This window comes from Ampullimonas aquatilis (genome assembly GCF_049675895.1).
GTDB lineage: Bacteria > Pseudomonadota > Gammaproteobacteria > Burkholderiales > Burkholderiaceae_D > Ampullimonas > Ampullimonas aquatilis.
The window spans coordinates 3249098-3275469 of record NZ_CP183834.1; the positions used below are offsets into that span (position 1 = coordinate 3249098).

The following is a 26372-nucleotide window of genomic DNA, read 5'->3' on the forward strand; positions in this document are numbered from 1 at the left end:
GTGGCACTCTGCAACACCATTCACATAACGATTCGCGCCACAATTCACGACAGCAAACCACACAGCGGCGTAAAACCCGTTACAGTGCGCGTATGATGTCGTATCGCAATAAATATACTTCCATCCAGTAAAAAAATAGCCCTTTAATTTATGCACTTAAGACACCATATATTTGCGTATACCCCCTTTATTTAGTAAAAATCGCCCATGAATCGCTTTGCCGCCCTGAAACATCTGCTGCCCTTTTGCCGCCCTTATGCCGGGCGCTTTTTGCTGGCTTTCATCTTTTTATGTATCGCGGCAACGGCAACCCTATCGGTGCCGTATGCATTCAAAAATCTGATCGACTTTGGTTTCAGCAAGGCGCAAGGTGGCAATGCACAGGCCATCAACACCTACTTTTTAGGGCTGTTTGGGATTGCCGTGGTGCTGGCGGTGTTTACTGCCGCCCGCTTTTATATGGTGAGCTGGCTGGGCGAGCGCGTCACCGCCGATCTGCGCCGCGCGGTGTATGCGAGCATGCTGCGCCAGAGTCCGCAATTTTTTGAAACCACACAAACCGGCGAAGTCTTATCCCGCCTGACCACCGACACCACACTGGTACAAACCGTAGTGGGTACGAGCATTTCGATGGGACTGCGCAATTTATTTTTATTTGTGGGCGGGCTGGCTATGTTGGTGATCACCAATCCGCATGCCACGCTGATCATCCTGTTGATCATTGCTTTGGTAGTGATTCCCATCGTCCTGTTTGGTCGCCGTGTGCGCAAGCTGTCACGTGCCTCGCAAGACCGGATTGCCGATACCAGCTCGACTGCCAGCGAAGTGCTCAACGCCATGCCAATTGTGCAAGCCTTCACCAATGAAAAGCTGGAAGACCAGCGCTATTCACTGGCCGTCAACAATGCTTTTGATACCGCCATCCTGCGCAATAAAATGCGCTCCATCCTCACGGCGATTGTCATCACCATCGTCTTTGGTGGCGCAGTGTATGGCCTGTGGCTCGGTGCACGGGCGGTCAACGAAGGCAGCATGACGGCTGGCTTGTTGTCCCAATCCATTTTGTATGTGGCCATTGTGGCCGGCTCAGTCGCCGCCTTGTCAGAAGTGATTGGTGACATCTTGCGTGCCGCTGGCGCGACTGAACGACTGCTCGAACTCTATACCGCCGAGCCGCATATCAAAGAAATTGGCGAACAAAGTGACACCCATAACCGGATGAAGCGCGATGTAGCCAGCAACAAAGCCATTGCCTGTGCCATCAGCCTCGAAGACGTACTGTTTCACTACCCATCCCGCCAGGCCACGGCGGCATTGGATCATGTCAGCCTGACCATTCAACCCGGCCAGACGGTCGCCATTGTGGGTCCATCGGGTGCGGGCAAGACGACGCTCTTTCAACTGCTGCTACGTTTTTATGATCCGCAGCAAGGTCGGGTGCTGATCAACGGCCAGGACATTCGTGAGTTGCCGCTGCACACCCTGCGTGAGCAAATTGCCATCGTGCCGCAAGACACCGTCGTGTTTTCGGCTAATGCCATGGAAAACATCCGTTATGGCCGCCCCACCGCCAGCGATGCCGAGGTCATCGCCGCCGCCCAGGCTGCGCAAGCCGATGGCTTTATCAGCGCCCTGCCCGAGGGCTATCACACCTTTTTGGGCGAACGCGGCGTGCGCTTGTCGGGTGGCCAGAAACAGCGCATTGCCATCGCCCGCGCCATCTTGAAAGACGCGCCCTTGTTATTGCTCGATGAAGCCACCAGCGCGCTGGATACTGAATCGGAACAGGCGGTGCAAAAAGCCATTGAATCGGCCATCGGCTTAACCAGCAATATCAACCTGACGGCGCAGCCCGCCGCTAGCAACCGCACACAAAATACGGCGACTACCACTACGCAGCGCACCACCCTCATCATTGCGCATCGTTTATCCACCGTGCAAAGCGCCGACTGGATTTATGTTTTGGATGGCGGCCAGATTGTGGAATCGGGCACGCCCAAACAATTACTCAATGAAGGTGGCCTGTACGCCAGACTCGCGCAGATGCAGGTGCAGGCTTGAGGTGAATAAAAGAGTTGAACTGCCTAGCCGATATGGACGTGGAGGGAAGGCAAACCCTTTTCACCACAAAGACACAAAGGACGCTAAGTAAAACCTGTTAGCGCGACGCTGTTGACACACGGGGACAGAGTATTACTCTGTCCCCAGACTACGTGGTTGGCGTCACTGACAGCTTTTGATTTTCTCTTGATGTTCTTGATGCCTTTGTGGTGAAAACCATTCACACCAACAACCATGCCGATTTGAGCAAAGCGCCGAGCAACAAAATCATCATCGCAGAAAACGAGATCAAAAAACCGGTGGAACGTTTTTCTGGGGATTGCAGATAGCCACGGGCATAAATCAGTCGACCAACAATCCACAAACCACCCAGGCCAGCGGCGATGCGCTGATCGATCAACATACTAAACAGCCACAAGGCCGGCAGATAGATGATGAGGTTTTCCAGCGTGTTCATCTGCACCCGATAGGCCGCCTCAAACTGCGGATGGCCGGTCGTCGCTGGTGCCTTGATGCCATGCACGCCACGCATCCGCGCCACATAACCACAAGAAACCGAATAAGTCAGCAGCGATAAACAGGTGACAAGTGCAGTCCAGATCAACATGATTCATTCCTTTAAATTTTAAATATTCATGCAGGCAAGGTAGTTGATACGACACCATTTTTGCATAGCAACCCTTAAAGAAAATGACCGTGTCGTGAATGGCATTGGCACCGTTTGTCAGGCAATTTTTAACCGCCACGACAATAAAAACAAAGCATTCACCACAAAGACACAAAGGACACCAAGTCAAAACCAGGCCGAGCCGCGCTGTTTTATCACGGGGACAGAGTAATACTCTGTCCCCAGACTACGTCATAAACAACTCATTAACCCTCAGCGTTTGCTTAGTGCCCTTTGTGTCTTGGTGGTGAAAGGGATTTGCCTCTCCCCGTTTTCTCGCGGTAAATATCCGTTCATTCGCGCTAATCTTCGCCAGCTTGTTAAAATCGCCCAATTCAATCTTCTTTCTCCCACCCGCGCCCTTCATGAAACAGTATCTCGATCTTTTGCGTCACGTTCAGACTCATGGTGTTTTTAAAGAGGACCGCACTGGCACGGGTACGCGCTCGGTGTTTGGTTATCAGATGCGCTTTGATCTGGCCGAAGGTTTTCCGCTGGTGACCACCAAAAAGCTGCATATCAAGTCGATCCTGCATGAGCTGTTGTGGTTTCTGCAAGGCTCGACCAATATCGCCTATTTAAAAGAAAACGGCGTGTCGATCTGGGATGAATGGGCCGATGCCGAGGGCAATCTGGGTCCGGTGTATGGCTATCAGTGGCGCTCCTGGCCTACCCCCGATGGTGGCCATATCGACCAGATCAGCGAACTGGTCAAGCAGATCAAAAACAATCCCGACTCACGCCGCCTGATTGTGTCGGCCTGGAATGTGGCCGATATTGCCAATATGAAGCTGCCACCCTGCCATGCGTTTTTTCAGTTTTATGTGGCCAATGGCAAGCTTTCGTGCCAGCTCTATCAGCGCAGCGCCGACATCTTTTTGGGTGTGCCTTTCAATATTGCTTCGTATGCCTATCTGGTACACATGATGGCGCAGCAAACCGGCCTGCAAGTGGGTGAATTTATCTGGACTGGCGGCGATTGCCATATTTACAGCAACCACGAAGAACAGGTTGCCACCCAGCTTGCACGTGAACCGTATCCCCTACCCAAGCTGCTCATCAAGCGCCAGCCCGAGAGCATTTTTGATTATCGCTTTGATGATTTTGAGATTGTCGATTACGTCTCGCACACTGCCATCAAAGCGCCGGTGGCAGTGTAATGGGGCTCTCACTGATTTTGGCACGCGCCCGCAATGGGGTGATTGGCATCAACAACACCCTGCCCTGGCACCTGCCCGAAGACCTGGCTTTTTTTAAGCGCACCACCATGGGCGCGCCGATCATCATGGGCCGTAAAACCCACGAATCCATCGGCCGCGCTCTGCCTGGCCGACGCAATATTGTGGTAACCCGCAATGCCGCGTATCAATCGCCGTTTACCATCACCAATCCCGCCACTACCTCAATGGCTGTGGTGACCTCGCTAACCGCGGCCACCGACCTATGTCACGATGTGCCCGAAGTGTTTTTGATTGGCGGTGCCGAGCTGTACCAACAGGCCATGCCACTGGCCAGCAAACTTTACCTCACCGAAATTGATCACGACTTTGCCGGTGACGCTTATTTCCCCGAGATTGACCAGCAAACCTGGCAAGCCGTGCAGCGGGAATCCCATCATAGCCAAAGCAATGGCTGGGACTACGCTTTTGTGGTGTACCAGCGGCGCGCTTAAATAGGGCTCGTCACCTAGCAGCTAAAATATACTTCTATAGTGTATAAATTTAGAACTATTATTAACACACTTAAGAAGCCTAAAATTAATCATACTCCCTAAAAATGGCTTTTTAATGGCATTGAATTGAGCCACAGCAAGCAATAAAAAAGCGCTCGATAGCGCCTTTTACATGATCAATCGTCTACAAGCCGAACTACAAATCCAGCACCAGATGCGCCTGCCCCTCGGCCACGTGCTGCGCGCGCGAGACACAACACAACATCACATTGCCATCCACCCGATCGGCACTACTCAGCACCGCATCGGCGTGGGCAATCGCACCGCTTTGCACCGGCACCCGGCACACACCACACACCCCCGCTCGGCAGGTGTAAGGCACCGGCACCTGATTGGCCAAGAGCACATCCAGCAACGACTCATCAGCAGGCACCGTCAGCGTTTTGCCCGACTTGGCCAGTAGCACCGTAAAGGGCTGCGGCTCAAACATGGCACGCTCACCACCCAGCGGCGCAAAACTTTCAATATGAATATTGGGATATTCGTTCAACTCGCAGGCGCGCTGAAAGGCAGCCAACATCGGCAAAGGGCCACAACCGTAAAAGTGAGCATCGGCTGACCGATCCATCATCAAGCGCGTAAGATTGGGCGGCTGAAAACCTTGCTGATCATCCAGATACCATACCGTCTTCACCTTGAGATCACGGATCGCCGTAAAAAACGCCATGCGCGCCCGCGACGGTGCGCAATAAATCAACTCGACCGAACGCCCCAACTCAACCAGCCGCTGCAACATGCAATAGAGCGGCGCAATCCCAATCCCGCCAGCCACCAACACCGTATGTGGCGCGGTTTCGTCGAGCGGAAAATGCTGACGCGGCTCCGACACCGGCAATTCCATCCCCACCCGCAACTGCTCATGCAAATAACGCGAGCCGCCACGACTCGCCTCCTCAAGCTGCACAGCAATCACATAACGATGGGTTTCATTGGCATCATTAATCAGCGAATAACAGCGCCGCAGCCCATTGGGCAAATGCAGCTCAATATGCGCACCCGCTGTAAACGGCGCAAAAAAACTGCGCCCCACCGGATGCAAAACAATACTGATAATGCCCTGCGCCTCGTAATGCAGCGTCTGAACACGGGCGGTCTGGGTCGGTAAAGCAGAAGGGGCAAACATGGCAAGCAAGGGACTGATTGAACAGGCTGTACTTTAACCTGTGGGGGCGGTGAGGGAAAGGGATTAGATCCGCCGATCATGAGGATTCGCGAGAGAAACCAAAAACACTTCATTGAATAAGAAGTGCTTTCGGTTTTTCTTTAAAAGAAAATATCTATTCTTTTTTCACATCATCTACCGGTAAATACAAACTAGCTGCGGCTTTAATCTGCTCAGCATAATTATAAATATCATCTACCGATTCAAGCGCAACTCGTTCCTCCTCCTTTTGTTCATTAAATAATCCCAGTGATAACTTGTCTAGATTATTGAATCGCAATCGGCAAATTGGTTTGCGATTGTTATCGTCTAAAAGAATTGCACAATAGCTTTGTGCATCGCGCATGTTAATACGTTTTGGACTCACAATACCTCGAAGTATCGCTCGCACAATATGAAACCCTTCAGTTTCTTCGGCAGTAGTAATCACTTGAGGTTCTGCAACCCCGTCGGCTGTAATTATTGGCTGTGAAGCTTCAGCAGAGATTGTTATTTCTGGTGTCATTGCACCTTTTAGTCGATCATTAATGCGCTCACCGATGAGCTGTTCAAATGCTCGTTTCGTAATTAGAGTAAATTGTTCAATGACTGCTGGCGTAAAGCGCCGATTACCGACTAAATCAGAAGATACCAATCGAACGAAATCCTCAGAAGGACTAATCATCCATTCAGATAATTTATTTTGAATAGATCTCGTGTATTTGAGATCATTTGCCGTTGTCAATATTGTGTCGATATCGAATGCAGACTTAGCAAATTTCTTTAATTCTTCAACATCACGTTCTTTGAAATCAAGAATATTGAACTCAAAAAAAGGCTTTTCATCCATTTTATTTGGCTGCACAAGATCAGTAAAAAATCTGTAAACAAGCCCATTAGTAAGCACACCAAAGCGCGCAGCAGTGACATGAAAATATCTGAACAACTGACCCGCGTGATTGATATCTAGATCGCCACCTGATTTTTTACACTCAAATAAAATTATCGGTTTTCCATCTTGAAGAATTGCATAATCAACCTTCTCACCTTTTTTAGTACCCACATCGGCAATCAACTCGGGAGTAACTTCCAAGGGATCAAAAACGTTATAACCAAGCAACTGTATAAATGGCATAACCATCGCATTTTTTGTTGCCTCTTCCGTTTGGATTAAATTTTTTGTATTAGCAACACGAGCAGATAACGCTCTAAGCTCATCAATTAAATCCATACCCCGACTCCCAAAGTTGTGTGATAGTTAACATAGCAAATCAAAATCTAGCCATCTCAGAAACCCGATAGATTAGACAATACATTGCTTTACAAGACAAGCTTTGTACTAATTTAATGATTTGTGCATTCAATCCAACTCTTAAGATCGGCTTCTTTCATTAGCGTTGCGCCAATAAAAAAACGGCGTGGTGCTCTCAGGCCACGCCGTTTAATACGCGTTGATCGCGCTTTATATTTTGTTTGCTGTTTGTCTGTTTTTGTTGGCTTTGTCTCCGCCTCCATGGCTACGCATTCTACGCAACCACTTGTTTTACGCAGCTAGGGCATGCCCTGACTTGACGCGCTATTTCTTGTTGAAGGTATAGTTTTCGTAGAACAGTTCATTGAGTTTGTACCATTGGAACTGGTCATTGCGATACCGCTTCCAGGGCTCGTAAATCCTGGCCCATGAAGGATTTTTGACGGCTTCTTCTTCATAGACTTCAAAGGCGGCCTTGTAGGCTTCATCGAGTACATCGCGTGGAAAGGCATGCAGCTTGGCACCCAGTTTGATGAGTCGGGCGAGGGCTTGCGGGTTGTTGTTGTCGTATTCGGCCAACATGTCGAGCGTGGCTTCCTGGCAGGCCACTTCGATGACATCTTTATAAAGCTGGGGCAACTTCTCCCATTCCTTCATGTTGACGAAGAAGGAGATATTGGGACCGCCTTCCCAAAAGCCTGGATAGTAGTAGTTGGGCGCAACCTTGTAAAAGCCGAGCTTTTCATCATCGTACGGGCCAATCCATTCGGCCGCATCAATGGTGCCTTTTTCCAGCGCTGGATAGATGTCACCACCGGCAATTTGTTGTGGCACCAGGCCTAGGCGAGACAGCACTTCACCGGCAAAGCCGCCAATGCGCATCTTTAACCCTTTGAGGTCGGCTACTGATTTGATTTCCTTGCGAAACCAGCCGCCCATTTGCGCACCGGTATTGCCCGCATTGAAGTTGACGATGTTGTACTCGGCAAACAGCTCACGCGTGAGCTTTTGGCCACCGCCCTTGTACCACCAGGCGTTTTGCTGGCGAGCGGTCAAGCCAAAAGGCAAGGCACCATCAAAGGCAAAGGCTTTGTTTTTGCCCACAAAATAATAAGGGACGGTATGCGCACATTCCACGGTGTTGTTGGCCACAGCATCAAATGCCTGCAAGCCCGGGACAATCTCGCCCGCGCCAAAGACGCGAATATCAAACTTGCCTTCGGTGAGTTTGCGTACGCGGTTGGCGACGACTTCGGCGCCACCAAAAATGGTATCGAGGCTTTTGGGAAAGCTTGATGCACAACGCCATTTGATGGCGGGCAACTCAGCCGCAATCGCAGGCGCTGAAATGCTCGCGGTGGTGGCCGTAGCAGTGGCACCAAGGGCGGTTTTTTTGAGGAAGGAACGGCGTTCCATGAAATCTCCTTATTATGGGTATACGGGCGGCGTGCAGATAGCAATAGCAAAAATCACTCAAGGCCACTAGACAGCGGTTGTGATTTAACCGTAGTTTGTCGACACAAACAAGCACCGTAGTCTGGCATCAGTGCTGGATGGCAAGCACTCTGTGACAGGAGTCGACAATATTTTTATGCTGCGGTCACTGAGTTGTTGCACAGGACAAGGTTCATTGAGTCAACATCACAAATGTTAGCCGCAAAAAGAAGTGCATAAAAAAACGGCACGAATCTTTCGATTCATGCCGTTTAGTCCGCGTCTTGAAGCGCGTTTATTTTAGTGTTTGCTTCTACTTGTTGGCTGTCTCCTGCCTCCATCGCTGCGCATTTTACGCAGCCCCCTTTTTTTCACACCTAGGGCTTGCCCTGACTTGACGCGCTATTTCTTGTTAAAAGTATAGTTTTCATAGAAGAGCTCATTGAGCTTGAACCACTGGAACTGGTCATTGCGATAGCGCTTCCAGGGCTCGTAAATCCTGGCCCATGAAGGATTTTTGGCCGCCTCTTCCTCGTACACTTCAAAGGCAGCCTTATAGGCTTCATCCAGAATATCGCGTGGGAAGGCATGCAACTTGACGCCATTTTTAATCAATCTGGCCAGCGCTTGCGGGTTGTTATTGTCGTATTCTGCCAACATGTCGAGCGTGGCTTCCTGGCAGGCTACATCAATCACGTCTTTGTAATACTGCGGCAGCTTTTCCCATTCTTTGCTGTTGACGTAGAGCGACAGGTTGAGACCACCCTCCCAAAAACCCGGGTAGTAGTAGTTGGGCGCAACCTTGTAAAAGCCGAGCTTTTCGTCATCATAAGGGCCAATCCATTCGGCCGCATCAATAGTGCCTTTTTCGAGCGCTGGATAAATATCGCCGCCAGCAATTTGTTGTGGCACCACACCCAAACGTGACAACACCTCGCCCGCAAAACCACCAATCCGCATTTTCAAACCCTTGAGGTCGGCCAGCGATTTGATTTCTTTGCGAAACCAGCCGCCCATTTGCGCACCGGTATTGCCCGCATTGAAGTTGACGATGTTGTACTCGGCAAACAGCTCACGCGTGAGTTTTTGTCCACCGCCCTTGTACCACCAGGCGTTTTGCTGGCGAGCGGTCATACCAAACGGCACGGCACCATCAAAGGCAAAAGCTTTGTTTTTGCCCACAAAATAGTACGAAGCCGTATGACCACACTCTACGGTGTTATTGGAAACGGCATCCAGCACTTGCAGGCCTGGCACAATTTCACCAGCCGCAAAAACGCGAATATCAAACTTGCCATCAGTCAGTTTGCGTACACGGCTGGCAACGACATCGGCACCACCATAAATTGTGTCCAAACTTTTTGGAAAACTGGATGCACAGCGCCATTTGATGGTCGGCAAATCGGCAGCCAGGGCGGGGACAGAAATGGTGGCAGTGGCGGCAGTACCCACAGCGGCTTTTTTCAGGAAGGAACGACGCTCCATGTTATCTCCTCGTGATCAACGTGACAGGGCAAGTTGATTGTGGGAGGTGCCTATGCCGCACACAAGCAGGACTTACCCTGCCATGGCGCTGGTGGCCAGATACGACCAGATAAAGCTGAACAGCAGCGGCATGTACAGATCAAGCTTGACGCGCGTGGTACGCCAGCTGGTGCTGATGCCAAACAGCAGATTGGCCTTGGCACGCAAGGCCGGATCGTGAACATACTCGGATTCGTTGCACAAAGCCAGCCGTTCAGCCTCGCCCAGTTGCGCAGAAAATTTGTAGTAATCAATCACCTTGTGGCGGGCGCGCACCACAGGAAACCAGATAAACCAGATCACCAAAAAACTCACACCCGCCATCAGATACACCAAGCGATGGCTATGATGTACCAAACCCAATGCCCCGACCACCAAAAACAGGGATTGCATCGACATAAAAATGGCCCGGTACGAGAGCAAGAGCGTCTCGTTACTGGACCATTGGTGGTTGGGATTCATGACCAATCAGTGAAGTGGATTAGCAAACTAAAACAGTCGACTTAATTACCGCCTGCCACGGTCATTTCGTTGATCAGAATTGAGCCACACTCTTTGGAACCACGCACCATCACGTCGCTGCCAACCGCCACAATGTTTTTGAACATGTCGCGCAAATTGCCCGCAATGGTGATTTCTTCGACCGGGTAACGAATCTTGCCGCCCTGTACCCAAAAGCCGGAGGCACCGCGGGAATAATCGCCTGTCACATAGTTGACGCCCTGCCCCATCAAGTCGGTCACCAGCAGACCTGTATCCATTTTTTTAAGCATGGCTTTAAAGTCGTCGGCAGCTTTGGTCAGGCGGCTTTTGAGTACCAGGTTATGCGAGCCGCCGGAGTTGCCGGTAGTCTGCATCCCAAGTTTGCGGGCCGAGTAGCTGGACAGGAAGTAGCCTTGCACCACACCACCCTTGACCACGTCACGTTTTTTGGTGGCGACGCCTTCATCATCAAAGGGTGCCGTACCAAAGGCTTTTTTGAGGAAAGGATCTTCGATAATGGCAATATGCGGGGCAAAAATTTCTTGTCCGAGGCTGTCGACCAAAAAGGTAGATTTACGATACAGCGACCCACCACTGACCGCCTGTACAAACGCGCCTAACAGGCCAATGGCAAGTGGTGCTTCAAACAGCACGGGACACTTGCGGGTATCCAACTGACGGGCATTGAGACGCGCCAGGGCACGTTTGGCAGCATATTTGCCAATTTTGGCGGGAGCGAGCAAATCGGCAGGATCGCGCATCGAGGTATACCAGTCGTCACGCTGCATTTGCATATTGCGACCGCGCCCCGTAGCAGCAATCGGTGCCACCGAAATAAAATGCCGTGAATACGGATAGCCACCCATAAAGCCCTGGCTATTGGCCATGATAAATTGCGAGTGCTGCGCCGACACGCTGGCACCATCGGAGTTGCGAATCGCCGGATCAACCGCCAAGGCGGCTGCTTCGGCAGTCGTGGCGATCTGAATGGCTTTTTCGCTATCAATGCTCCAGGGATAAAAGAGTTTGGGGTCACGAATATTTTTGGCGTACAACTCGGGCTCGGCCAAACCGGCGCAATCATCGTCGGCGGTAAAGCGGGCAATATTGTAGGCTGCCGAAACCGTGTCTTTTAAAGCAGTCAAGGAAAAATCGGAAGTGCTGGCCGAACCACGGCGCACCGTGCGCGCACCGGGCTTGTCACCAATATAAACGGTGACAGACAAGCCCTTGTCCTGATTTTGTTCGATGGTTTCAATCTGCCCTTTACGCACCGAGACCGACAGGCCGCTGCCTTCGGAAATTTCGGCGACACAATCGGTGGCGCCCATTTCCTTGGCCATGGCCAGCGTGGTTTGCACAATATCTTCGAGCGCACCACGGCTGAAGGACAAATGAGGCAGCGCAGTTTGATTTATAGCTATTTTTTTTGCAGCTACTTTTTTGGCAGAGGAGTGAGTGGGAGAGGCTACCGAGACAGTTTTTTTCATTACAGGCAATCGACAGAAGGGTTGAATGAACGGAATTGAAATGAGCAAAAGCACAGGATATGTGCCGAATGCTTTATGATAACAAGCTAAACCGCTTTATACGCTTTTATGAAACCTAATGCACAACAACAACGTGTTCGCGATGAGAACGGCTACGACCGCCCATCAAAATCACAACTCAAGCGTGATTCACACGCCCTGCAAGACATTGGCGTCGAACTGGTCGCGCTGGCCAAAGATCGCCTGAAAAAGCTCAATCAAGCCGAATTGCTGCCCGAAGACCTGCTCGATGCAGTGATGGAAGCGCGCCGCATTACCGATCACGAAGGCAAACGCCGACAAATGCAGTTTGTTGGCAAAGTGATGCGCAAGATTGACAATAATCATCAGCAAGCCCTGCGCGCGGCGCTGGACAGCTTTAAACGGACCACCCGCGAAGAAGCCTCGGCCCTGCACAATATTGAACGCTGGCGCGAACGCCTCTTAAAAGATGACGAGGCACTCACCATTTATATGGGTGAGCACCCCACTGCCGAAGTACAACCACTGCGCCTGCTGATTCGCAACACCCGCAAAGAACGTGCTGAACAGAAACCACCACGCTACTACCGCGAAATGTTCCAGTTTCTCAAGCAACAGCAAGATGCTGAACGTCGTGCTGCCGGTGAAGAAGTGGAGGACTTTGAGGATGAGCAGTTAGACGATGATCATGACGAATGACAGCAACCCTGATACGCTAGTTATTGGCCTAGTTTCCGTCTCTGATCGGGCATCGAGCGGCGTCTATGAAGACCAGGGATTACCCGCCTTGCAAGCCTGGTTTGGCGCGGCACTCACCACGCCCTGGCGCATGGAAACCCGGCTGATTCCCGACGAACAGCCCATGATTGAAGCCACACTCAAAGAACTGGTCGACCAAGCCCATTGCCATCTGGTGCTGACCACGGGCGGCACCGGCCCGGCACTGCGCGACGTCACACCTGAAGCGACTTTGGCCGTCGCCAGCAAGGTGATGCCTGGCTTTGGCGAACAGATGCGCCAGATCAGCCTGCAGTTTGTGCCCACCGCCATCCTTTCGCGTCAGGTGGCGGTAGTACGTTATCACGGCCAACATGGCGCGCTGATCATCAACCTGCCTGGTCAGCCCAAGTCCATCAAAGAAACGCTGGAAGGTTTGAAAGATGCCGACGGCAAACAGCTCGTCAATGGCCTCTTTGCGGCCGTGCCCTATTGCATCGACCTCGTCGGTGGTCCTTATATTGAAACCAATGACACCGTGTGCAAAGCCTTTCGCCCCAAGAGCGCGATTCGAGTCAAGCATTGATTTTTGTCGCCACTAAGCCGCTGAGATATAAGTTAAAAACGTTCATGACAAAGAGCACAAAGAATACCAAGCATGGTTATCGATTTTTTTAGTGCAAGCCACGAAGTCTGGGGACAGAGTAATACTCTGTCCCCGTGTGTCAACAACGCTGCGCTAACAGGTATTGTTTGGCGCCTTATAGGTCTACGTAGCGTACACATTTAATTTTTAAACCTATTCGCCATTCTCAAATTTATCGATCAAGGACGCATCATGCTGGACACCATTCAAATCGAAACTTCTCCCAACCCAACTGCCGCTGTAATCTGGATGCATGGCCTGGGTGCCGATGGCAATGATTTTGCGCCGATCGTCAGAGAACTCAACCTCAAGGGCACGCAAGGGATTCGTTTTGTGTTTCCGCATGCACCTCATATTCCGGTCACCATCAACAGCGGCTTTATCATGCGCGCCTGGTACGACATCCTCACGACCGACCTGGTACGTCGTGAAGATGAAAAAGGTCTGCGTGAATCTCAGGTGCTGATTGAAGAACTGATTGCCGACCAGATTGCCAAAGGCATCCCCAGCAACAAGATTGTGCTTGCCGGTTTTTCACAAGGCTGCGCCATGACCCTGCAAGCCGGCCTGCGTCATCCCCAAGCTTTGGCTGGCTTACTGTGTCTCTCCGGCTACGTCCCACTGGCCGAAGTCACCGCAGCAGAACGTCATCCCGCCAACCAAAACACCCCCATCTTCATGGTGCACGGCCGTGGCGATCCGGTCATCCCCATCAGCCGCGCCGCAGCCTCCCGCGACCTGCTCAACTCACTCGGCTATAGTGTGGAATGGCATGAATACCTGATGCCGCACAGTGTTTGCGCGGAAGAGATTGATGATATTGGGGATTGGTTCAGGAAAATTTTGTAACGCCCTATCTAATTGAATTTTTATTTAAATCAAGCTTCTCAAATTCCCGATTCCTGAAAGTCGGGGATGAATCTTTCACTTCCCATTGTTCAATTTTTTAAAGCTAATATGTAAAGCCTCTTCATTTGTTATATTTAAAATGAAACTTTCTGACTTTCACGACAATCTGCAGACTTTTTCTAAAACCAAGAATGTGGATGAAATCACCGATCTTTGTCGATTTTACTGTCACGAACTTGGTTTCGATACTTTCATTTATGCGCTAAGAATCCCAACTCAGTTTTCAGAATCGAGGATAGTCGTGATTAAAGGCTACCCCGATGCCTGGCTTGATCGGTATTGGGAAAAGCAATATGCATCCAGCGATCCCGTTGTGGCCCATTGCAGTCAACAGATCATGCCCATCATCTGGAACAATTTAAAACTGGCCAAGTATTCAGCGAGTGCACAAGTGATGCATGAAGCCGGGGACTTTGGCATGAAAGACGGTATCAGCATGCCAATTCATAGCCCACACGGAGAATTAGGCATACTCAGCTTTGCAGTCAATCGCAAAGGTAAACCTGCCAAGGAAATAACACTACATGCCTATCCATATGTCCAGCTTATGGCCGGCTATGTCCATGAAGCTGTCCAGCATGTCTTTCAACTTCCCAACCCGACCAATCGAGCTCCGCTCACACTGCGCGAATCGGAATGTTTGCGTTGGGCAGCCGACGGCAAAACCACCTGGGAAATGGCCCGATTGCTTAGCCTTTCCGAAGCAACCATCAATTTTCATCTGAACAATGCAATGATTAAACTTGACGTTTCCAATCGTCAACATGCCATTGCCAAAGCCATTCTCCAAGGGCTGATCAATCCTCATCCGTTTTAGCAACCGTAACATCTAAATAATGAAGGGCCAAGCTATCAAATCTAATAGGTATATTTAAAATGCACCTATTAGATTTGATAGCTATATTTAAAATACAACTTTTGATGTAATCCCGTTATCCGCTCTACGTCTTCGTCTCAACATGACGGCGAAAACAATTTCTTGCTCGTGGAGTTGGCTTATATCGAAAGGATCAAACTGGATGAAAGCAGCATTTTCTATTCCGCAACTATTACGCTTACGTTTACGCAACCTGACATTTCTCTGCATCCCATTTTATATAACCGCTTGTGGCGGTGGCGGGGACGGCACCCCCATAAACACCACTGGATTCAGTATTGGCGGAACACTCACCGGATTAAATACTGGCAATACAGTTGTCTTGCAAAACAATGGCAGCGATGACTTGGCCTTGCCTAGCAACACTAGCTTTACTTTTTTGAATCGTATTAAAAGCCCTGAAACATATGCAGTCACGGTGAAAACTCAACCAAATGGACAAACATGCACAGTGAGCAATGGTAGTGGCACTGCAACGACCGATATCAGCAATATCAGTGTGACATGTGGCACACCACCCGCTAGTGACGTCAATGCTTTAGCGGGAGAATGGCAACAAAACTCCTGTACCAAACTTGGTACGAATAGTTCTGCCAGAACCTTATATAAATTAGCGGCAACAGGTTCAGAAAGCTTCTCTTGGGCTTCTGGAATTGTGCAATATGCCAATGCAGATTGTTCTGGCAATGGCTCTGCCCTGCCTGCTACTGTTATGGCAAATGCTCAAATCACATCCATAAAAAGTAACGTCAATATTGCTTCGCATTGGGCAACCATGACACTGATTACCAACACCAAGAGTTATCTTGTCTGGTCTAAACTCAACGCGACTACTTTGTGTGTGATTGGCGACGAAAACCCCAGCCTTTTTGCAACCCCAGAAGCCGTCTTAAAGTCAATTAACGTATCACCCAATCAGAATTGCTTCACGAAACGCTAATTATTTTTTCACCCGATCACAAAGTGTTCAACTTATTTCGATTGAACACTTTGTTTTTTTATTCAAAAGTTTCTTACTAATTATTGATTTCCTTGATTGCCTCAACACTATTATGCATTGGCGAGTCAAAACAAATAATTAACACCCAGTTAACCTCGTCGGCATTAAATGAAGCAAACCCTTTACGCCATCAGATATCAGTAGTGATACCGCAACTGCGCAAGCAATAAAGCATCACCATCAACCTTGTAGACCATACGATGTTCATCGGTGATGCGGCGAGACCAGAAGCCGGACAGGGCATGCTTGAGCGGTTCGGGCTTGCCTACGCCGGTGAATGGCTCACGCTGAGTTTCGCGGATCAGTTTGTTGATACGCTCCACCATACGCCTGTCCTGCTTTTGCCAGTAGAGATAGTCTTCCCATGCCTCATCAGCAAAGATCAACTTCATTCGCTCAGTTCCCGCTCGCTACCATTACCAGCAGTAAGCTGAGTAATGGCTGACAGTAGTCGTTTGATATTGGCTGGACTACGTAACAGATAGGCCGTTTCTTCCAGTGCCTGATAATCTTCGAGCGAGAGCATGACGACTGATTGATCCCCATTGCGGGTGATGATCAAGGCTTCATGGTCGTCACAAACCCTGTCCATGGTGCTGGCAAGATTGGCACGTGCGGCTGAATAAGTAATGGCGTCCATAACGATGCTCCTCATTTGTACGCATTATTGTACAACTCAATAATTTCATCTGCAAGCAGTTGCTCACAGATTCATAACCAGCCAAGTCGCAAGCGATTTATATTCTTAACAAAAAAGCGCAGCCCCTCTCAGGTACTGCGCTTTTCTTTTGGCTGACTTGTATCAGCCTTTATAGCTTAATGCTTACTTATACAACTGGGTCACATCACGTACCGCACCGGTATCGGCTGAGGTTGTCATGGCGGCATAGGCTTGCAGGGCGGCAGAAACCACGCGCTGACGACTGACCGGTTTCCAGGCTTTGCTGCCTTTGGCGTCTTCGGCTTGGCGGCGCTCGGCCAGGGCTGCGGAGCTGATAGCCAGGTTGATGGTGCGATTAGGGATGTCAATGTCGATCGTATCGCCTTCTTGCACCAAACCAATGGCACCACCTTCGGCGGCTTCAGGGGAGGCATGACCAATCGACAGACCGGACGTACCACCAGAAAAGCGACCATCGGTGAGCAGCGCACAGGCTTTGCCCAGACCTTTGGATTTGAGGTAGCTGGTGGGGTAGAGCATCTCTTGCATGCCGGGGCCACCTTTGGGGCCTTCAAAGCGAATCACGACCACATCACCGGCCACAATCTGGTCACCCAGGATAGCTTCAACGGCATCGTCCTGGCTTTCAAATACTCGCGCACGACCGGTAAATTTGAGGTTGGAATCATCCACACCGGCGGTCTTCACAATACAGCCGCGCTCGGCGATATTGCCAAACAAAACGGCAATGCCGCCGTCTTGTGAATAGGCGTGCTCCTTGTCGCGAATACAACCGTTGGCACGATCATCATCGAGCGTTGGATAGCGCCGCTCTTGCGAAAAAGCAACCTGCGTGGGTACGCCACCCGGCGCGGCGCGGAAGAAGGTTTTGACGGATTCGTCGGTCGTAACCTTGATGTCCCAATGCGCCAGCGCGGCAGCCATGCTGGGTGCGTGGATGGTGGGGATGTCAGCATGAATCAGACCGGCGCGATTGAGCTCGCCCAAAATGCCCATCACACCACCAGCACGATGCACGTCTTCCATATGATATTTTTGTGTTGCCGGCGCCACTTTGGCCAGGCACGGGACACGCCGTGACAGCCGGTCAATGTCTTTCATGGTGAAGTCAATACCAGCCTCACGCGCCGCAGCCAACAGGTGCAGCACGGTGTTGGAAGAACCACCCATGGCGATGTCGAGCGTCATGGCGTTTTCAAAGGCGTTGAAGTTGGCAATACTGCGCGGCAAGACGCTTTCGTCGTCCTGCTCGTAATAGCGTTTGGCCAGCTCAACCACCAGGCGACCGGCCTTGAGGAACAGCGCTTCACGATCGGCATGGGTAGCCAGTGTGGAACCATTGCCGGGCAGGGACAAGCCGAGTGCTTCGGTCAGGCAGTTCATGGAGTTGGCGGTAAACATGCCGGAACACGAGCCGCAGGTCGGGCAGGCCGAACGCTCCATGGCAGCCACTTCTTCGTCACTGTTTTTACTGTCGGCCGCTTCAATCATGGCGTCGATCAAATCCACTTTGCGGTAGTTACCGTGCCATTGCACCTTGCCCGCTTCCATCGGGCCACCAGAAACAAACACCACCGGGATGTTGAGGCGCATGGCAGCCAGCAGCATGCCCGGGGTAATTTTGTCGCAATTGGAAATACAGACCATGGCATCGGCGCAATGACCATTGACCATGTATTCCACGCTATCGGCAATCAGGTCGCGGCTGGGCAGGCTGTACAGCATGCCGCTGTGGCCCATGGCAATCCCGTCATCAATGGCAATGGTATTGAATTCCTTGGCGATACCACCGTTGGCTTCAATTTCCCGCGCCACCAGTTGGCCGAGGTCTTTCAGATGGACATGGCCGGGCACAAACTGGGTAAAGGAGTTGACCACCGCAATGATGGGTTTGCCGAAGTCGGCTTCCTTCACGCCGGTGGCGCGCCATAAAGCGCGAGAACCAGCCATATTGCGGCCATGAGTCGAAGTGCGGGAACGGTAATGAGGCATAAGAAAACCTGTTTTTGTTAGCTGAAACGATGACAAGTTGAGCGACTGGGCCCAAAACGACATTATGCAGCACTGGCGGCGACAAAACGAGCCTGCATGGTTTATCCCTTTGACTTGTCAGACTTTGCACAGAATTTACGCAAACAGAATTTGCGCAAACTCAATGCAGACCTTTTGCAGACCTGATGACCGGACTTCATGCCATGGCATGAGGATGCTGGCACCACGCTCAACTCACACTCAATGCTTATAGAATATATGCTCCCCATCTGTATTTTTAAAGACTCAATATATACGCACATAATAGGTTTATTTATTGGCATACTCCTTCAATTACTCTAAGTTGAATCCTTTAACCAAAACACGCAACCCGACACCCCAACAAAGCACGCGTTGTGTGTGTTGAACCCTGACCAGCGATTGCGGTCGCATGGATTGCCTCGCCGGACTGGCCTGAAAACCAAATATGCCCTCTCACTCTGTCAGGATTTGACGATGGCCACGACTAAGTTCCATCTCGATTATTGGTTTGATTGGGCCGCCTGCATGACTTGATCGGCTTGCCATCAAAAGACCTTCGTTACCAGACTACCCAGACGACCGATAGCCCTGTTTTTTTAATGATTGATTCACTCTACAATGCCATCATGCTTGCTTACCTGAAACCGCTGACCTTTTTACTGTGTCTTGTGCCGCTGGCCCGGCTGGTCTTTTTGGGCATGACCGAGCAGCTCGGTGCCAACCCGGTGGAGTTTATTACCCGTTCCACCGGCACCTGGACGCTGGTACTGCTGTGTGTCACGCTGTCGGTGACGCCGCTTCGCAAATGGACTGGCTGGCACAAAATTGCCATGCTGCGCCGCATGCTCGGCCTATTCACCTTTTTTTACGCCTGCCTGCATTTCACCACCTATATCTGGCTCGACCAGTGGTTTGATGTGGCCTCAATGGTGCACGACATTGCCAAACGGCCTTTCATCACTGTTGGTTTTGCAGCCTTTGTGTTGCTGATTCCACTGGCGATTACCTCCAACAATGCCATCATCAAAAAGCTCGGCGGCAAGCGCTGGCAGCGGCTGCATCGCCTGGTATATCTGGTGGCCACGCTGGCGATATTGCACTTTTGGTGGCACAAGGCCGGCAAACACGACTTTGGCCAACCGATCATTTATGGCTCGATTGTGCTGATGCTGTTGCTGGTCAGGCTTAAATTCAACCAGCCGGTGCGTACCGGCAAACAGACGCCCTGCCATTAAAATGAGCTGGATGATGTGGCTAGATAATTCGGCGGGATGACTTGACTGGATGACTCGCTCAGCGTTGCACCGTGCGGGTTGGCCAATTTCAAATTGACAATTTTTTGACAAACTGCTGAGTCATTTCAATTGCCGGTTACAAAACGACTCATAAAATGCGCTACTCTTGCGCATCTTCTTACCTAGACCAAAACAATGAACAAACTCAAACTGGCTTCGATCATTTTTCTGGCACTCGCAACCCTCTCGGCTTGCGGTGATAAAAAAGAACACGGCGCAACGCAGGTAGCCGCCAAAGTGAATGACAAGGAAATCACGATTCACCAGATCAACGGTGTCTTGAGCCGCACGCCCAATCTGCCGCAAGACAGGGCGCAGGCAGCCGGCAAACAGATTTTGCAAAGTCTGATCGACCAGGAATTGCTGATTCAGCAAGCCCAGGAACAAAAGCTGGATCGTGACGCCAATGTGATGCAGGCAATTGAATCAGCCAAACGTGAAATTCTGGCGCGGGCCTATGTGGAACGCCTCGGTACTTCCGCCAGCAAACCCAGCGCCGACGAGATCAAAAAGTTTTACAAAGAGCACCCCGAACTGTTTAGCGAACGCAAGGTGTTTCAGCTGACCGAAGGCGGCATCATGGCTGCGCCCAAGGATATTGAAAAACTCAAGCCGCTGCTCGAAAAAGCCAAGACCATAGCCGATGTGGCCGCGATTGCCAAAGAAAACAATCTGTCGTTTGGCCAGTCGCAAGTCACCAAACCGGCCGAGATGATTGAGCTGGAAATCCTGCCCGCGCTGACCAAGCTCAAGGAAGGTGATCTGGGCTATCTGCCCATGAATGGCGGCATCCGGATTTTGCAAGTCAATGGCACCTCGCTCGCCCCACTCGATGAAGCGACCGCCACGCCCCGCATTGAACAATTTTTGCAGCAGAAAAAACGCAATGACGCTGGTGCCGAAGAGGTCAAACGTCTGCGCGGTGTCGCCAAGATTGAATATGTGGGCGACTACGCACCCGATGCCAAGGCCAGCCAGCCAGCGACACCAGCCAAGTCGGAAGCCAAACCGGCCGACGACAGCATGTCGCGCGGGGTGTCGGGTTTGAAGTAAGGAAGGCGATGTGACCCACTGCAGCGAGCCACTGCAAGATCAGCCTGGCTCGCGTTGTTGTCGCTGTTGCAACATGACCGCAAAATCGACCTTCATCGCTCATCATCAACCAATAAAAAAGCAGCGCAGTCTTTCGATTGCGCTGCTTTTTTTATGCCTTGGAGCCTTGACCAGGATTTTTAAATCGCTATCCCAATCATTATTGCCACTAAAATATACTTCCCATAGGTATTTTTCAAGAGCCAATATATAAGCACTTAAGCATATAAAATATGGATATACTCCATTTAAAATACTTTTTCGAGTACTTTAAATCAGAAAAACTTCGCCAGATCCATACCGCTATAAAGCCCGGCCACCTGCTCATAACCGTTAAACATCAGGGTTTTTTTCTTGGGTGTGAAAACGCCTCCCTCGCCAATCCGACGCTCGCTGGCCTGGCTCCAGCGTGGGTGATCCACGGTGGGATTTACATTCGAATAAAAACCGTACTCCTGAGGTGCGGCCTTGTTCCAGGCAGTTTGTGGCTGCTTGTCGGTAAAGCGCATGCGAATGATCGACTTGGGACTTTTAAAGCCGTATTTCCACGGCACCACCATGCGCACTGGCGCGCCGTTCTGTTTGGGCAGCACTTCGCCATACATGCCCAGCGTGAGCAGTGCCAGCGGGTGATTGGCTTCATCCAGACGCAGACCTTCCACATACGGCCAGTCAAGCACGCGCGAACCCATTGGCGAGCCTAAAAACGGCATCTGGCGCACATCGGCCAGGCTGATGAACTCCACATACTTGGCACTGCTGGTAGGCTCCACCTTCTTGATGAGTTCGGACAGCGAATAACCAATCCACGGGATCACCATCGACCAGCCTTCCACACAACGCAGCCGGTAAATACGCTCTTCCAGCGGCGCCAGTTTTTTCAGCGCATCCAGATCCAGCGTGATGGGTTTGTTGACCATCCCTTCAATGGTCAAAGTCCAGCCCTCGGTCTTGAGGGTGCTGGCGTTGCGTGCGGGATTGGCCTTGTCGGTACCAAATTCGTAAAAGTTGTTATAGGTGGTGGCATCGGTATAGGGCGTCGGCTTGTCCAGCGCCACGTAGTTGCCATTGGGTTTGGCAGCTAACTTGGGGTTGGGGCCGTCCGCGGCAAAGGCGGTACGCTGTGCCCACGCGGCCAGTGCGGGTGTCGCCGCCGTGGCAACCGCCAGCTTGAGCAAAGCGCGACGGTTTTCAAATACATGGCGCGGGGTAATTTCACTGGCGGCAATATTGCTGCCATCGAGTGAACTGGCGGTCTTGATCAGCATGATGCATCCTTTGTGTGAGGTTACTTGGCTATGTATTCAGATCAACCTGGAGCGTGATCCAGAGATCAACGATCAAACAGGGTCATAAAACCAACACCTGAGGCGAGACTGAAAAGACTAAAAAATAATGTCACACGCCATGTTGGCTTGGTGCTGATGGTTGGTCGAGACAGCTGCCCAAAGCTTACAGACAAAATGCAAATTGCGACGAATTCATCTGCTTAAACCACTGACCCGACCTGCCTTGACTTGACCTTACTGCCTAGACACTCAAGATACGCAGCAAGTTTCCCTTTAGATGCATGGCATCTGACAGAATCTTCATGATGCCAAAACAAACAGGCCAACCGGCTGAGGTGCTGTTTTGGCAACGGCACCGGCCGGTTGGCCTGTGGGGTACAACGGTATGACTTTGCGCTAGCGCTTATTTTTCAACAAACGCACGCTCAATCACATAATGGCCTTGATGGCTCATATTACCTTCATGAAAATCACGTGACTTGAGCAAGACCACCAGATCATGCAGCATTTCGGGGCTGCCGCAAATCATCACACGGTCTGTTTCCATATTGAATTCAGGCAGACCGAGATCAGCACAGAGCTTGCCCGATTCCAGCAGAACCGGAATCCGTCCCTGATTGCGGAATGGCTCGCGCGTCACGGTTGGGTAGTAGAGCAACTGGTTGGTAACCTGCTCGCCCAGCCATTCGTTTTTAGGCAACTCGTTTTCAATATAGTCGCCATAAGCCAGTTCCTTGACTTCGCGGCAACCATGGACGAGCACCACTTTTTCAAATTTTTCATAAACATCTGGATCACGGATGATGCTCATGAAAGGTGCCAGACCGGTGCCGGTCGACAGCAGGAACAGGGTTTTGCCCGGCAGCAGATTTTGCAGCAGCAAGGTCCCGGTTGGTTTACGGCCGATCAGCACGGTATCGCCGACCTTGATGTGCTGCAGGCGCGAGGTCAAGGGGCCATCAGGCACCTTGATACTGAGAAACTCCAGCGTTTCTTCATAATGCGGGCTGACCATGCTGTACGCACGCAGCAAAGGCCGGTCATTGACCAGCAAACCAATCATGGCAAACTGGCCACTCTGAAAACGGAAAGCCTGATCGCGCGTGCAGGTAAAAGAAAAGAGTCTGTCAGTCCAATGATGAACCGACAGCACGCGCTCCTCGTTAAAATTACTCACAGTAAAAAACTCCTATCGATGGGTCTTTGGCGGAATTGGTTTGGCTTAATTCACGCAGATAAGCCCAGGGATAAATACCGCGATCGTGTCCGTCGCTAAAGGAAAACTGAAGGCCGATCACCCCAACCGGGGTAATGGATTCAATAAGTATCTTATCGCCATCATTCTCACTACCTGGCTCTATGCCTTGTCCGGTGCGGCGTTGGTACTCGCAAACGGAACAGCGGCAGGCTCTACGCAAAACTTCCGGCCTGAAATGTACCACAAGACCATCCTGCCAGCTTAAATCCAATGTACTGTCGTGCTGATGTAAGCCAATATCCATCGGCTCAATGCAACCGCTAATCCCACTCATAGCATGGCTCCCACGCCCTGTTGGCCAAATATCGGTGGACAGGCCACGCCAGCACCGCCAGCGCGCAGTTTGTTGCCCATGGCAGCCCGACTTTCTTCGCGAATCAGCAATTTGAGCTGCACCGCCCGATCGCGAAATAGCACGGCCATGCTTGACATGCGCCCAATCAAGTACCGGCAGACACCGCCTCGCATTTTTTTCCCAGACCCTGACTGCGCGACCATGGGATCATCCGCATCGTCACCCACGACCATCTGGTCATATTCCAGCTCAATCGTTTTCATCCCTATCTTTCCTGCACGGTCTTTCCTACATCTCAGTGCTTCAGAATACTCGCTGCCACTACGATGGATCAGACAAGCATCAGAGAACCACTCCACTCTGCCATCATTTTTGACACCCCATCAAAATCTGTCCGGATACCGTTCAAACGCGATAGCAGCCATCAGAATAATCACAATTCATCATGCCGTGAACGAAGCATCCCGCATTTCTTTGTACATAAAACCAATAAGCGATCATCATCACCTGGACATGGATAAGCGCCAGCCCGATCAACCCGCTCAGCATGGTGCTCGTGTCTTGCACCAGATCATCGGTAGCAGACATCCGTGCGATCAGCACATGACAACGCCGACCGGACAGCTCGGCCTGCATGGTAATGATCAAGCATGATTTTTAGGTAAATGGCATAGACATCATGGCCTGAATTTCATCGATTAAATACTGCTTACCTGTATTTTTTACAAGCCTTATATAACACACCTGAGCAATCAGATATTTAAGGTACTACCCATAAGTATCGTCATTTAGGCGCAAGAAGGATGATCGCCATGCCGACCAGCGTCACGCCGACACCAAGCCAATCCCAGCCACTCGGACGAATCCCATCCACCAGCCAGAGCCAGAGCAGCGCCACACTCACATAAACGCCACCATAGGCCGCATAGACGCGTCCCGATGCATCGGGATGCAAGGTGAGCAGCCAGGCAAAGAGTGCGAGCGATACGGCTGCCGGCACCAGCAACCAGATCGGCCCGTCCTTGCGCAACCAGTAGTACGGCAGATAACAGCCAACAATTTCGGCGATCGCCGTCAAGACAAACAAACCGAGGGTTTTAATAAGCATGATGTACGCCTCAAATGAAAATGGCAGCGAAACTGTCGCTGCCATTCATGCCAAAGTCCGCTTAAGTCCGCTTTGGTGCCTTAGTTGCTTGAGTTTGCCTTAATCGCTTTGATCACTCAGGTAGCTTTGCCAAGTCAGCAACTGTCATGCCGACTCTGGCTACCTGACCAGAGGCCAAGTCATCAAAGCTGACCGTAGGAGTGCAGACCCGAGAGGAACATATTGACGCCCAGAAAGGCAAAAGTAGTCACTACCAGGCCAATCACTGCCCACCAGGCTGCAAAAGTACCGCGCAGACCTTTCATCAGACGCATATGCAACCAGGCTGCATAATTGAGCCAGACGATCAACGCCCAGGTTTCTTTGGGATCCCAGCTCCAATAACCGCCCCAGGCATCGGCCGCCCACAGCGCCCCCAAAATGGTGGCGATGGTGAAAAATGCAAAACCGACCGCAATCGATTTGTACATCAGGTCGTCGAGCACCGTCAGCTCAGGCAGGCGATTGGCCAAAATGCCTTTGGACTTGCACAGATAAGCCACGCCGACCATTGCCGCCAATGAAAACGTGCCATAGCCAATAAAGTTGGCTGGCACATGAATCTTCATCCACCAGCTTTGCAGTGCGGGTACCAGGGGCTGGATTTCCTGCGCGTCGCGGCTCACGGTGTACCAGAGCAAAAAGCCGATAGCGGCCGAAATCACCAGCAACACAAAAGCGCCCAAGGCACGGGTCCGATAATGTTTTTCGTAGTACAGATAAAACAGCGCAGTCAGCAGGCTGAACAGCACAAACACTTCGTACAAATTGGAAATGGGAATATGGCCGATGTCGCCACCCTTGAGGTAAGACTCATACCAGCGCACCAGCATGCCGGTAAAACCCAGCAGCACTGCCGCCCAGCACAGGCTGGAACCGACACTGGTGCCAAAGTCGGAGCGCGCCAGCAGACCGCCCCAGTAAAACAGGGTGGACAGGAAGAACAAGGCGCTCATCCACAAAATGGCGGATTGACTGGCCAGAAAGTATTTCAGGAAGAAGGATTTTTCGGCACGCGCCAACATCTCGGCGCCCTGCAGGCTTGGGTCGGCGTTATAAAGCGCAATCGCACTAAAGGCCAGAATGGTCATTCCCACCATCAACAGGCGCACCGGCTTGTGAAACCAACCCAACCAGGCAAACACCGGTACAGCGACGACCAGAATGGTCTTTTCATAATAGTCCATGAAATTACCGTAGCGATTTAAGGCAAAGCCCGCACCAATCGCCAGCATCAAGGCAAACAAGCCATCCAGCACGGTAATGCTGCTTAACCAGGTGCGCGCCTGGGCAGTCCGATTAATTTGTTGTGTCAGTTCCATCTGTCTCTTCCTTCAGTATGACTGC

Annotated in this window: 27 protein-coding genes; 10 read left to right on the plus strand and 17 right to left on the minus strand. The window is 51.1% G+C overall.

Annotated features, from left to right (window positions below; all coding sequences use genetic code 11):
* Positions 1–207 precede the first annotated feature (207 nt).
* Positions 208–2061, plus strand: a complete 1854-nt coding sequence (locus ACMYR3_RS15135) for an ABC transporter transmembrane domain-containing protein (RefSeq protein WP_424192755.1) — start codon at positions 208–210, stop codon at positions 2059–2061.
* Between the two features lie 220 nt (positions 2062–2281).
* Here the strand turns inward: ACMYR3_RS15135 and ACMYR3_RS15140 are convergent, their stop codons facing one another.
* On the minus strand, positions 2282–2668 hold the full coding sequence (locus ACMYR3_RS15140) for an MAPEG family protein (protein WP_424192756.1): 387 nt from the start codon (positions 2666–2668) through the stop codon (positions 2282–2284).
* Positions 2669–3093: 425 nt separating this feature from the next.
* On the opposite strand from ACMYR3_RS15140, the gene ACMYR3_RS15145 reads away from it, so the two are divergent.
* On the plus strand, positions 3094–3888 hold the full coding sequence (locus tag ACMYR3_RS15145) for a thymidylate synthase (protein WP_424192757.1): 795 nt from the start codon (positions 3094–3096) through the stop codon (positions 3886–3888).
* Positions 3888–4400 carry a dihydrofolate reductase gene (locus ACMYR3_RS15150; RefSeq protein ID WP_424192758.1) on the plus strand — a complete coding sequence of 171 codons (513 nt, stop codon included), beginning with the start codon at positions 3888–3890 and terminating at the stop codon, positions 4398–4400. The genes ACMYR3_RS15145 and ACMYR3_RS15150 overlap by 1 nt, the downstream gene beginning before the upstream one ends.
* A gap of 196 nt (positions 4401–4596) precedes the next feature.
* Here the strand turns inward: ACMYR3_RS15150 and ACMYR3_RS15155 are convergent, their stop codons facing one another.
* The 6 genes from ACMYR3_RS15155 to pmbA all read right to left on the minus strand — a co-directional run bounded on the left by ACMYR3_RS15155 (position 4597) and on the right by pmbA (position 11784).
* Positions 4597–5583: a PDR/VanB family oxidoreductase gene (locus tag ACMYR3_RS15155; RefSeq protein WP_424192759.1), complete on the minus strand. Its 987-nt coding sequence runs from the start codon at positions 5581–5583 to the stop codon at positions 4597–4599.
* Positions 5584–5737: 154 nt separating this feature from the next.
* Positions 5738–6832, minus strand: a complete 1095-nt coding sequence (locus ACMYR3_RS15160; RefSeq protein WP_424192760.1) for a type I restriction endonuclease — start codon at positions 6830–6832, stop codon at positions 5738–5740.
* 345 nt (positions 6833–7177) lie between these two features.
* Positions 7178–8269 carry a TRAP transporter substrate-binding protein gene (locus tag ACMYR3_RS15165; protein WP_424192761.1) on the minus strand — a complete coding sequence of 364 codons (1092 nt, stop codon included), beginning with the start codon at positions 8267–8269 and terminating at the stop codon, positions 7178–7180.
* Between the two features lie 420 nt (positions 8270–8689).
* The gene (locus tag ACMYR3_RS15170; protein ID WP_424192762.1) at positions 8690–9772 is read right to left on the minus strand and encodes a TRAP transporter substrate-binding protein; all 1083 of its coding nucleotides are present in this window, start codon (positions 9770–9772) and stop codon (positions 8690–8692) included.
* Between the two features lie 72 nt (positions 9773–9844).
* Entirely contained in the window at positions 9845–10273 is a 429-nt protein-coding gene (locus tag ACMYR3_RS15175; protein ID WP_424192763.1) for a hypothetical protein, read from the minus strand.
* Positions 10274–10314: 41 nt separating this feature from the next.
* Entirely contained in the window at positions 10315–11784 is a 1470-nt protein-coding gene (gene pmbA, locus ACMYR3_RS15180; RefSeq protein WP_424192764.1) for a metalloprotease PmbA, read from the minus strand.
* 108 nt (positions 11785–11892) lie between these two features.
* Between pmbA and yjgA the strand changes: the two genes are divergently transcribed.
* The 5 genes from yjgA to ACMYR3_RS15205 all read left to right on the plus strand — a co-directional run bounded on the left by yjgA (position 11893) and on the right by ACMYR3_RS15205 (position 15894).
* Complete coding sequence (gene yjgA, locus ACMYR3_RS15185; RefSeq protein WP_424192765.1) at positions 11893–12504, plus strand: ribosome biogenesis factor YjgA; 612 nt, start codon at positions 11893–11895, stop codon at positions 12502–12504.
* Complete coding sequence (gene mog / locus ACMYR3_RS15190) at positions 12494–13108, plus strand: molybdopterin adenylyltransferase (protein ID WP_424192766.1); 615 nt, start codon at positions 12494–12496, stop codon at positions 13106–13108. Before yjgA ends, mog begins: the two co-directional genes overlap by 11 nt.
* Positions 13109–13360: 252 nt before the next feature.
* Positions 13361–14017, plus strand: a complete 657-nt coding sequence (locus tag ACMYR3_RS15195; protein ID WP_424192767.1) for an alpha/beta hydrolase — start codon at positions 13361–13363, stop codon at positions 14015–14017.
* Between the two features lie 139 nt (positions 14018–14156).
* Positions 14157–14894, plus strand: coding sequence for a LuxR family transcriptional regulator (locus ACMYR3_RS15200; protein WP_424196559.1), 738 nt, complete (start codon positions 14157–14159; stop codon positions 14892–14894).
* Positions 14895–15096: 202 nt separating this feature from the next.
* Positions 15097–15894 carry a hypothetical protein gene (locus ACMYR3_RS15205; protein ID WP_424192768.1) on the plus strand — a complete coding sequence of 266 codons (798 nt, stop codon included), beginning with the start codon at positions 15097–15099 and terminating at the stop codon, positions 15892–15894.
* 197 nt (positions 15895–16091) lie between these two features.
* Here ACMYR3_RS15205 and ACMYR3_RS15210 read toward each other — a convergent pair whose 3' ends face one another.
* From ACMYR3_RS15210 to ilvD, 3 genes are all read right to left on the minus strand, one after another.
* Positions 16092–16346, minus strand: a complete 255-nt coding sequence (locus ACMYR3_RS15210; protein WP_424192769.1) for a Txe/YoeB family addiction module toxin — start codon at positions 16344–16346, stop codon at positions 16092–16094.
* Entirely contained in the window at positions 16343–16594 is a 252-nt protein-coding gene (locus ACMYR3_RS15215) for a type II toxin-antitoxin system Phd/YefM family antitoxin (RefSeq protein WP_424192770.1), read from the minus strand. Before ACMYR3_RS15215 ends, ACMYR3_RS15210 begins: the two co-directional genes overlap by 4 nt.
* 183 nt (positions 16595–16777) lie before the next feature.
* Positions 16778–18628 carry a dihydroxy-acid dehydratase gene (ilvD, locus tag ACMYR3_RS15220; RefSeq protein WP_424192771.1) on the minus strand — a complete coding sequence of 617 codons (1851 nt, stop codon included), beginning with the start codon at positions 18626–18628 and terminating at the stop codon, positions 16778–16780.
* Positions 18629–19248: 620 nt separating this feature from the next.
* Between ilvD and ACMYR3_RS15225 the strand changes: the two genes are divergently transcribed.
* Together ACMYR3_RS15225 and ACMYR3_RS15230 are read left to right on the plus strand one after the other, a co-directional pair.
* Positions 19249–19884, plus strand: a complete 636-nt coding sequence (locus ACMYR3_RS15225) for a sulfite oxidase heme-binding subunit YedZ (RefSeq protein ID WP_424192772.1) — start codon at positions 19249–19251, stop codon at positions 19882–19884.
* Between the two features lie 195 nt (positions 19885–20079).
* Complete coding sequence (locus tag ACMYR3_RS15230) at positions 20080–20997, plus strand: EpsD family peptidyl-prolyl cis-trans isomerase (protein WP_424192773.1); 918 nt, start codon at positions 20080–20082, stop codon at positions 20995–20997.
* Positions 20998–21311: 314 nt separating this feature from the next.
* On the opposite strand, the gene msrP is transcribed toward ACMYR3_RS15230, so the two are convergent.
* The 7 genes from msrP to ccsB all read right to left on the minus strand — a co-directional run bounded on the left by msrP (position 21312) and on the right by ccsB (position 26347).
* Positions 21312–22304 carry a protein-methionine-sulfoxide reductase catalytic subunit MsrP gene (gene msrP, locus ACMYR3_RS15235; RefSeq protein ID WP_424192774.1) on the minus strand — a complete coding sequence of 331 codons (993 nt, stop codon included), beginning with the start codon at positions 22302–22304 and terminating at the stop codon, positions 21312–21314.
* Positions 22305–22728: 424 nt separating this feature from the next.
* On the minus strand, positions 22729–23502 hold the full coding sequence (locus ACMYR3_RS15240; RefSeq protein WP_424192775.1) for a ferredoxin--NADP reductase: 774 nt from the start codon (positions 23500–23502) through the stop codon (positions 22729–22731).
* Positions 23495–23857: a DUF971 domain-containing protein gene (locus tag ACMYR3_RS15245; protein WP_424192776.1), complete on the minus strand. Its 363-nt coding sequence runs from the start codon at positions 23855–23857 to the stop codon at positions 23495–23497. The genes ACMYR3_RS15240 and ACMYR3_RS15245 overlap by 8 nt, the downstream gene beginning before the upstream one ends.
* Positions 23854–24141: a hypothetical protein gene (locus tag ACMYR3_RS15250; protein ID WP_424192777.1), complete on the minus strand. Its 288-nt coding sequence runs from the start codon at positions 24139–24141 to the stop codon at positions 23854–23856. The genes ACMYR3_RS15245 and ACMYR3_RS15250 overlap by 4 nt, the downstream gene beginning before the upstream one ends.
* Before the next feature lie 142 nt (positions 24142–24283).
* Positions 24284–24514 carry a hypothetical protein gene (locus tag ACMYR3_RS15255; protein WP_424192778.1) on the minus strand — a complete coding sequence of 77 codons (231 nt, stop codon included), beginning with the start codon at positions 24512–24514 and terminating at the stop codon, positions 24284–24286.
* Positions 24515–24662: 148 nt separating this feature from the next.
* Entirely contained in the window at positions 24663–24989 is a 327-nt protein-coding gene (locus ACMYR3_RS15260; RefSeq protein ID WP_424196561.1) for a YnfA family protein, read from the minus strand.
* 179 nt (positions 24990–25168) lie between these two features.
* Complete coding sequence (gene ccsB / locus ACMYR3_RS15265) at positions 25169–26347, minus strand: c-type cytochrome biogenesis protein CcsB (protein ID WP_424192779.1); 1179 nt, start codon at positions 26345–26347, stop codon at positions 25169–25171.
* Between the last annotated feature and the right edge of the window lie 25 nt (positions 26348–26372).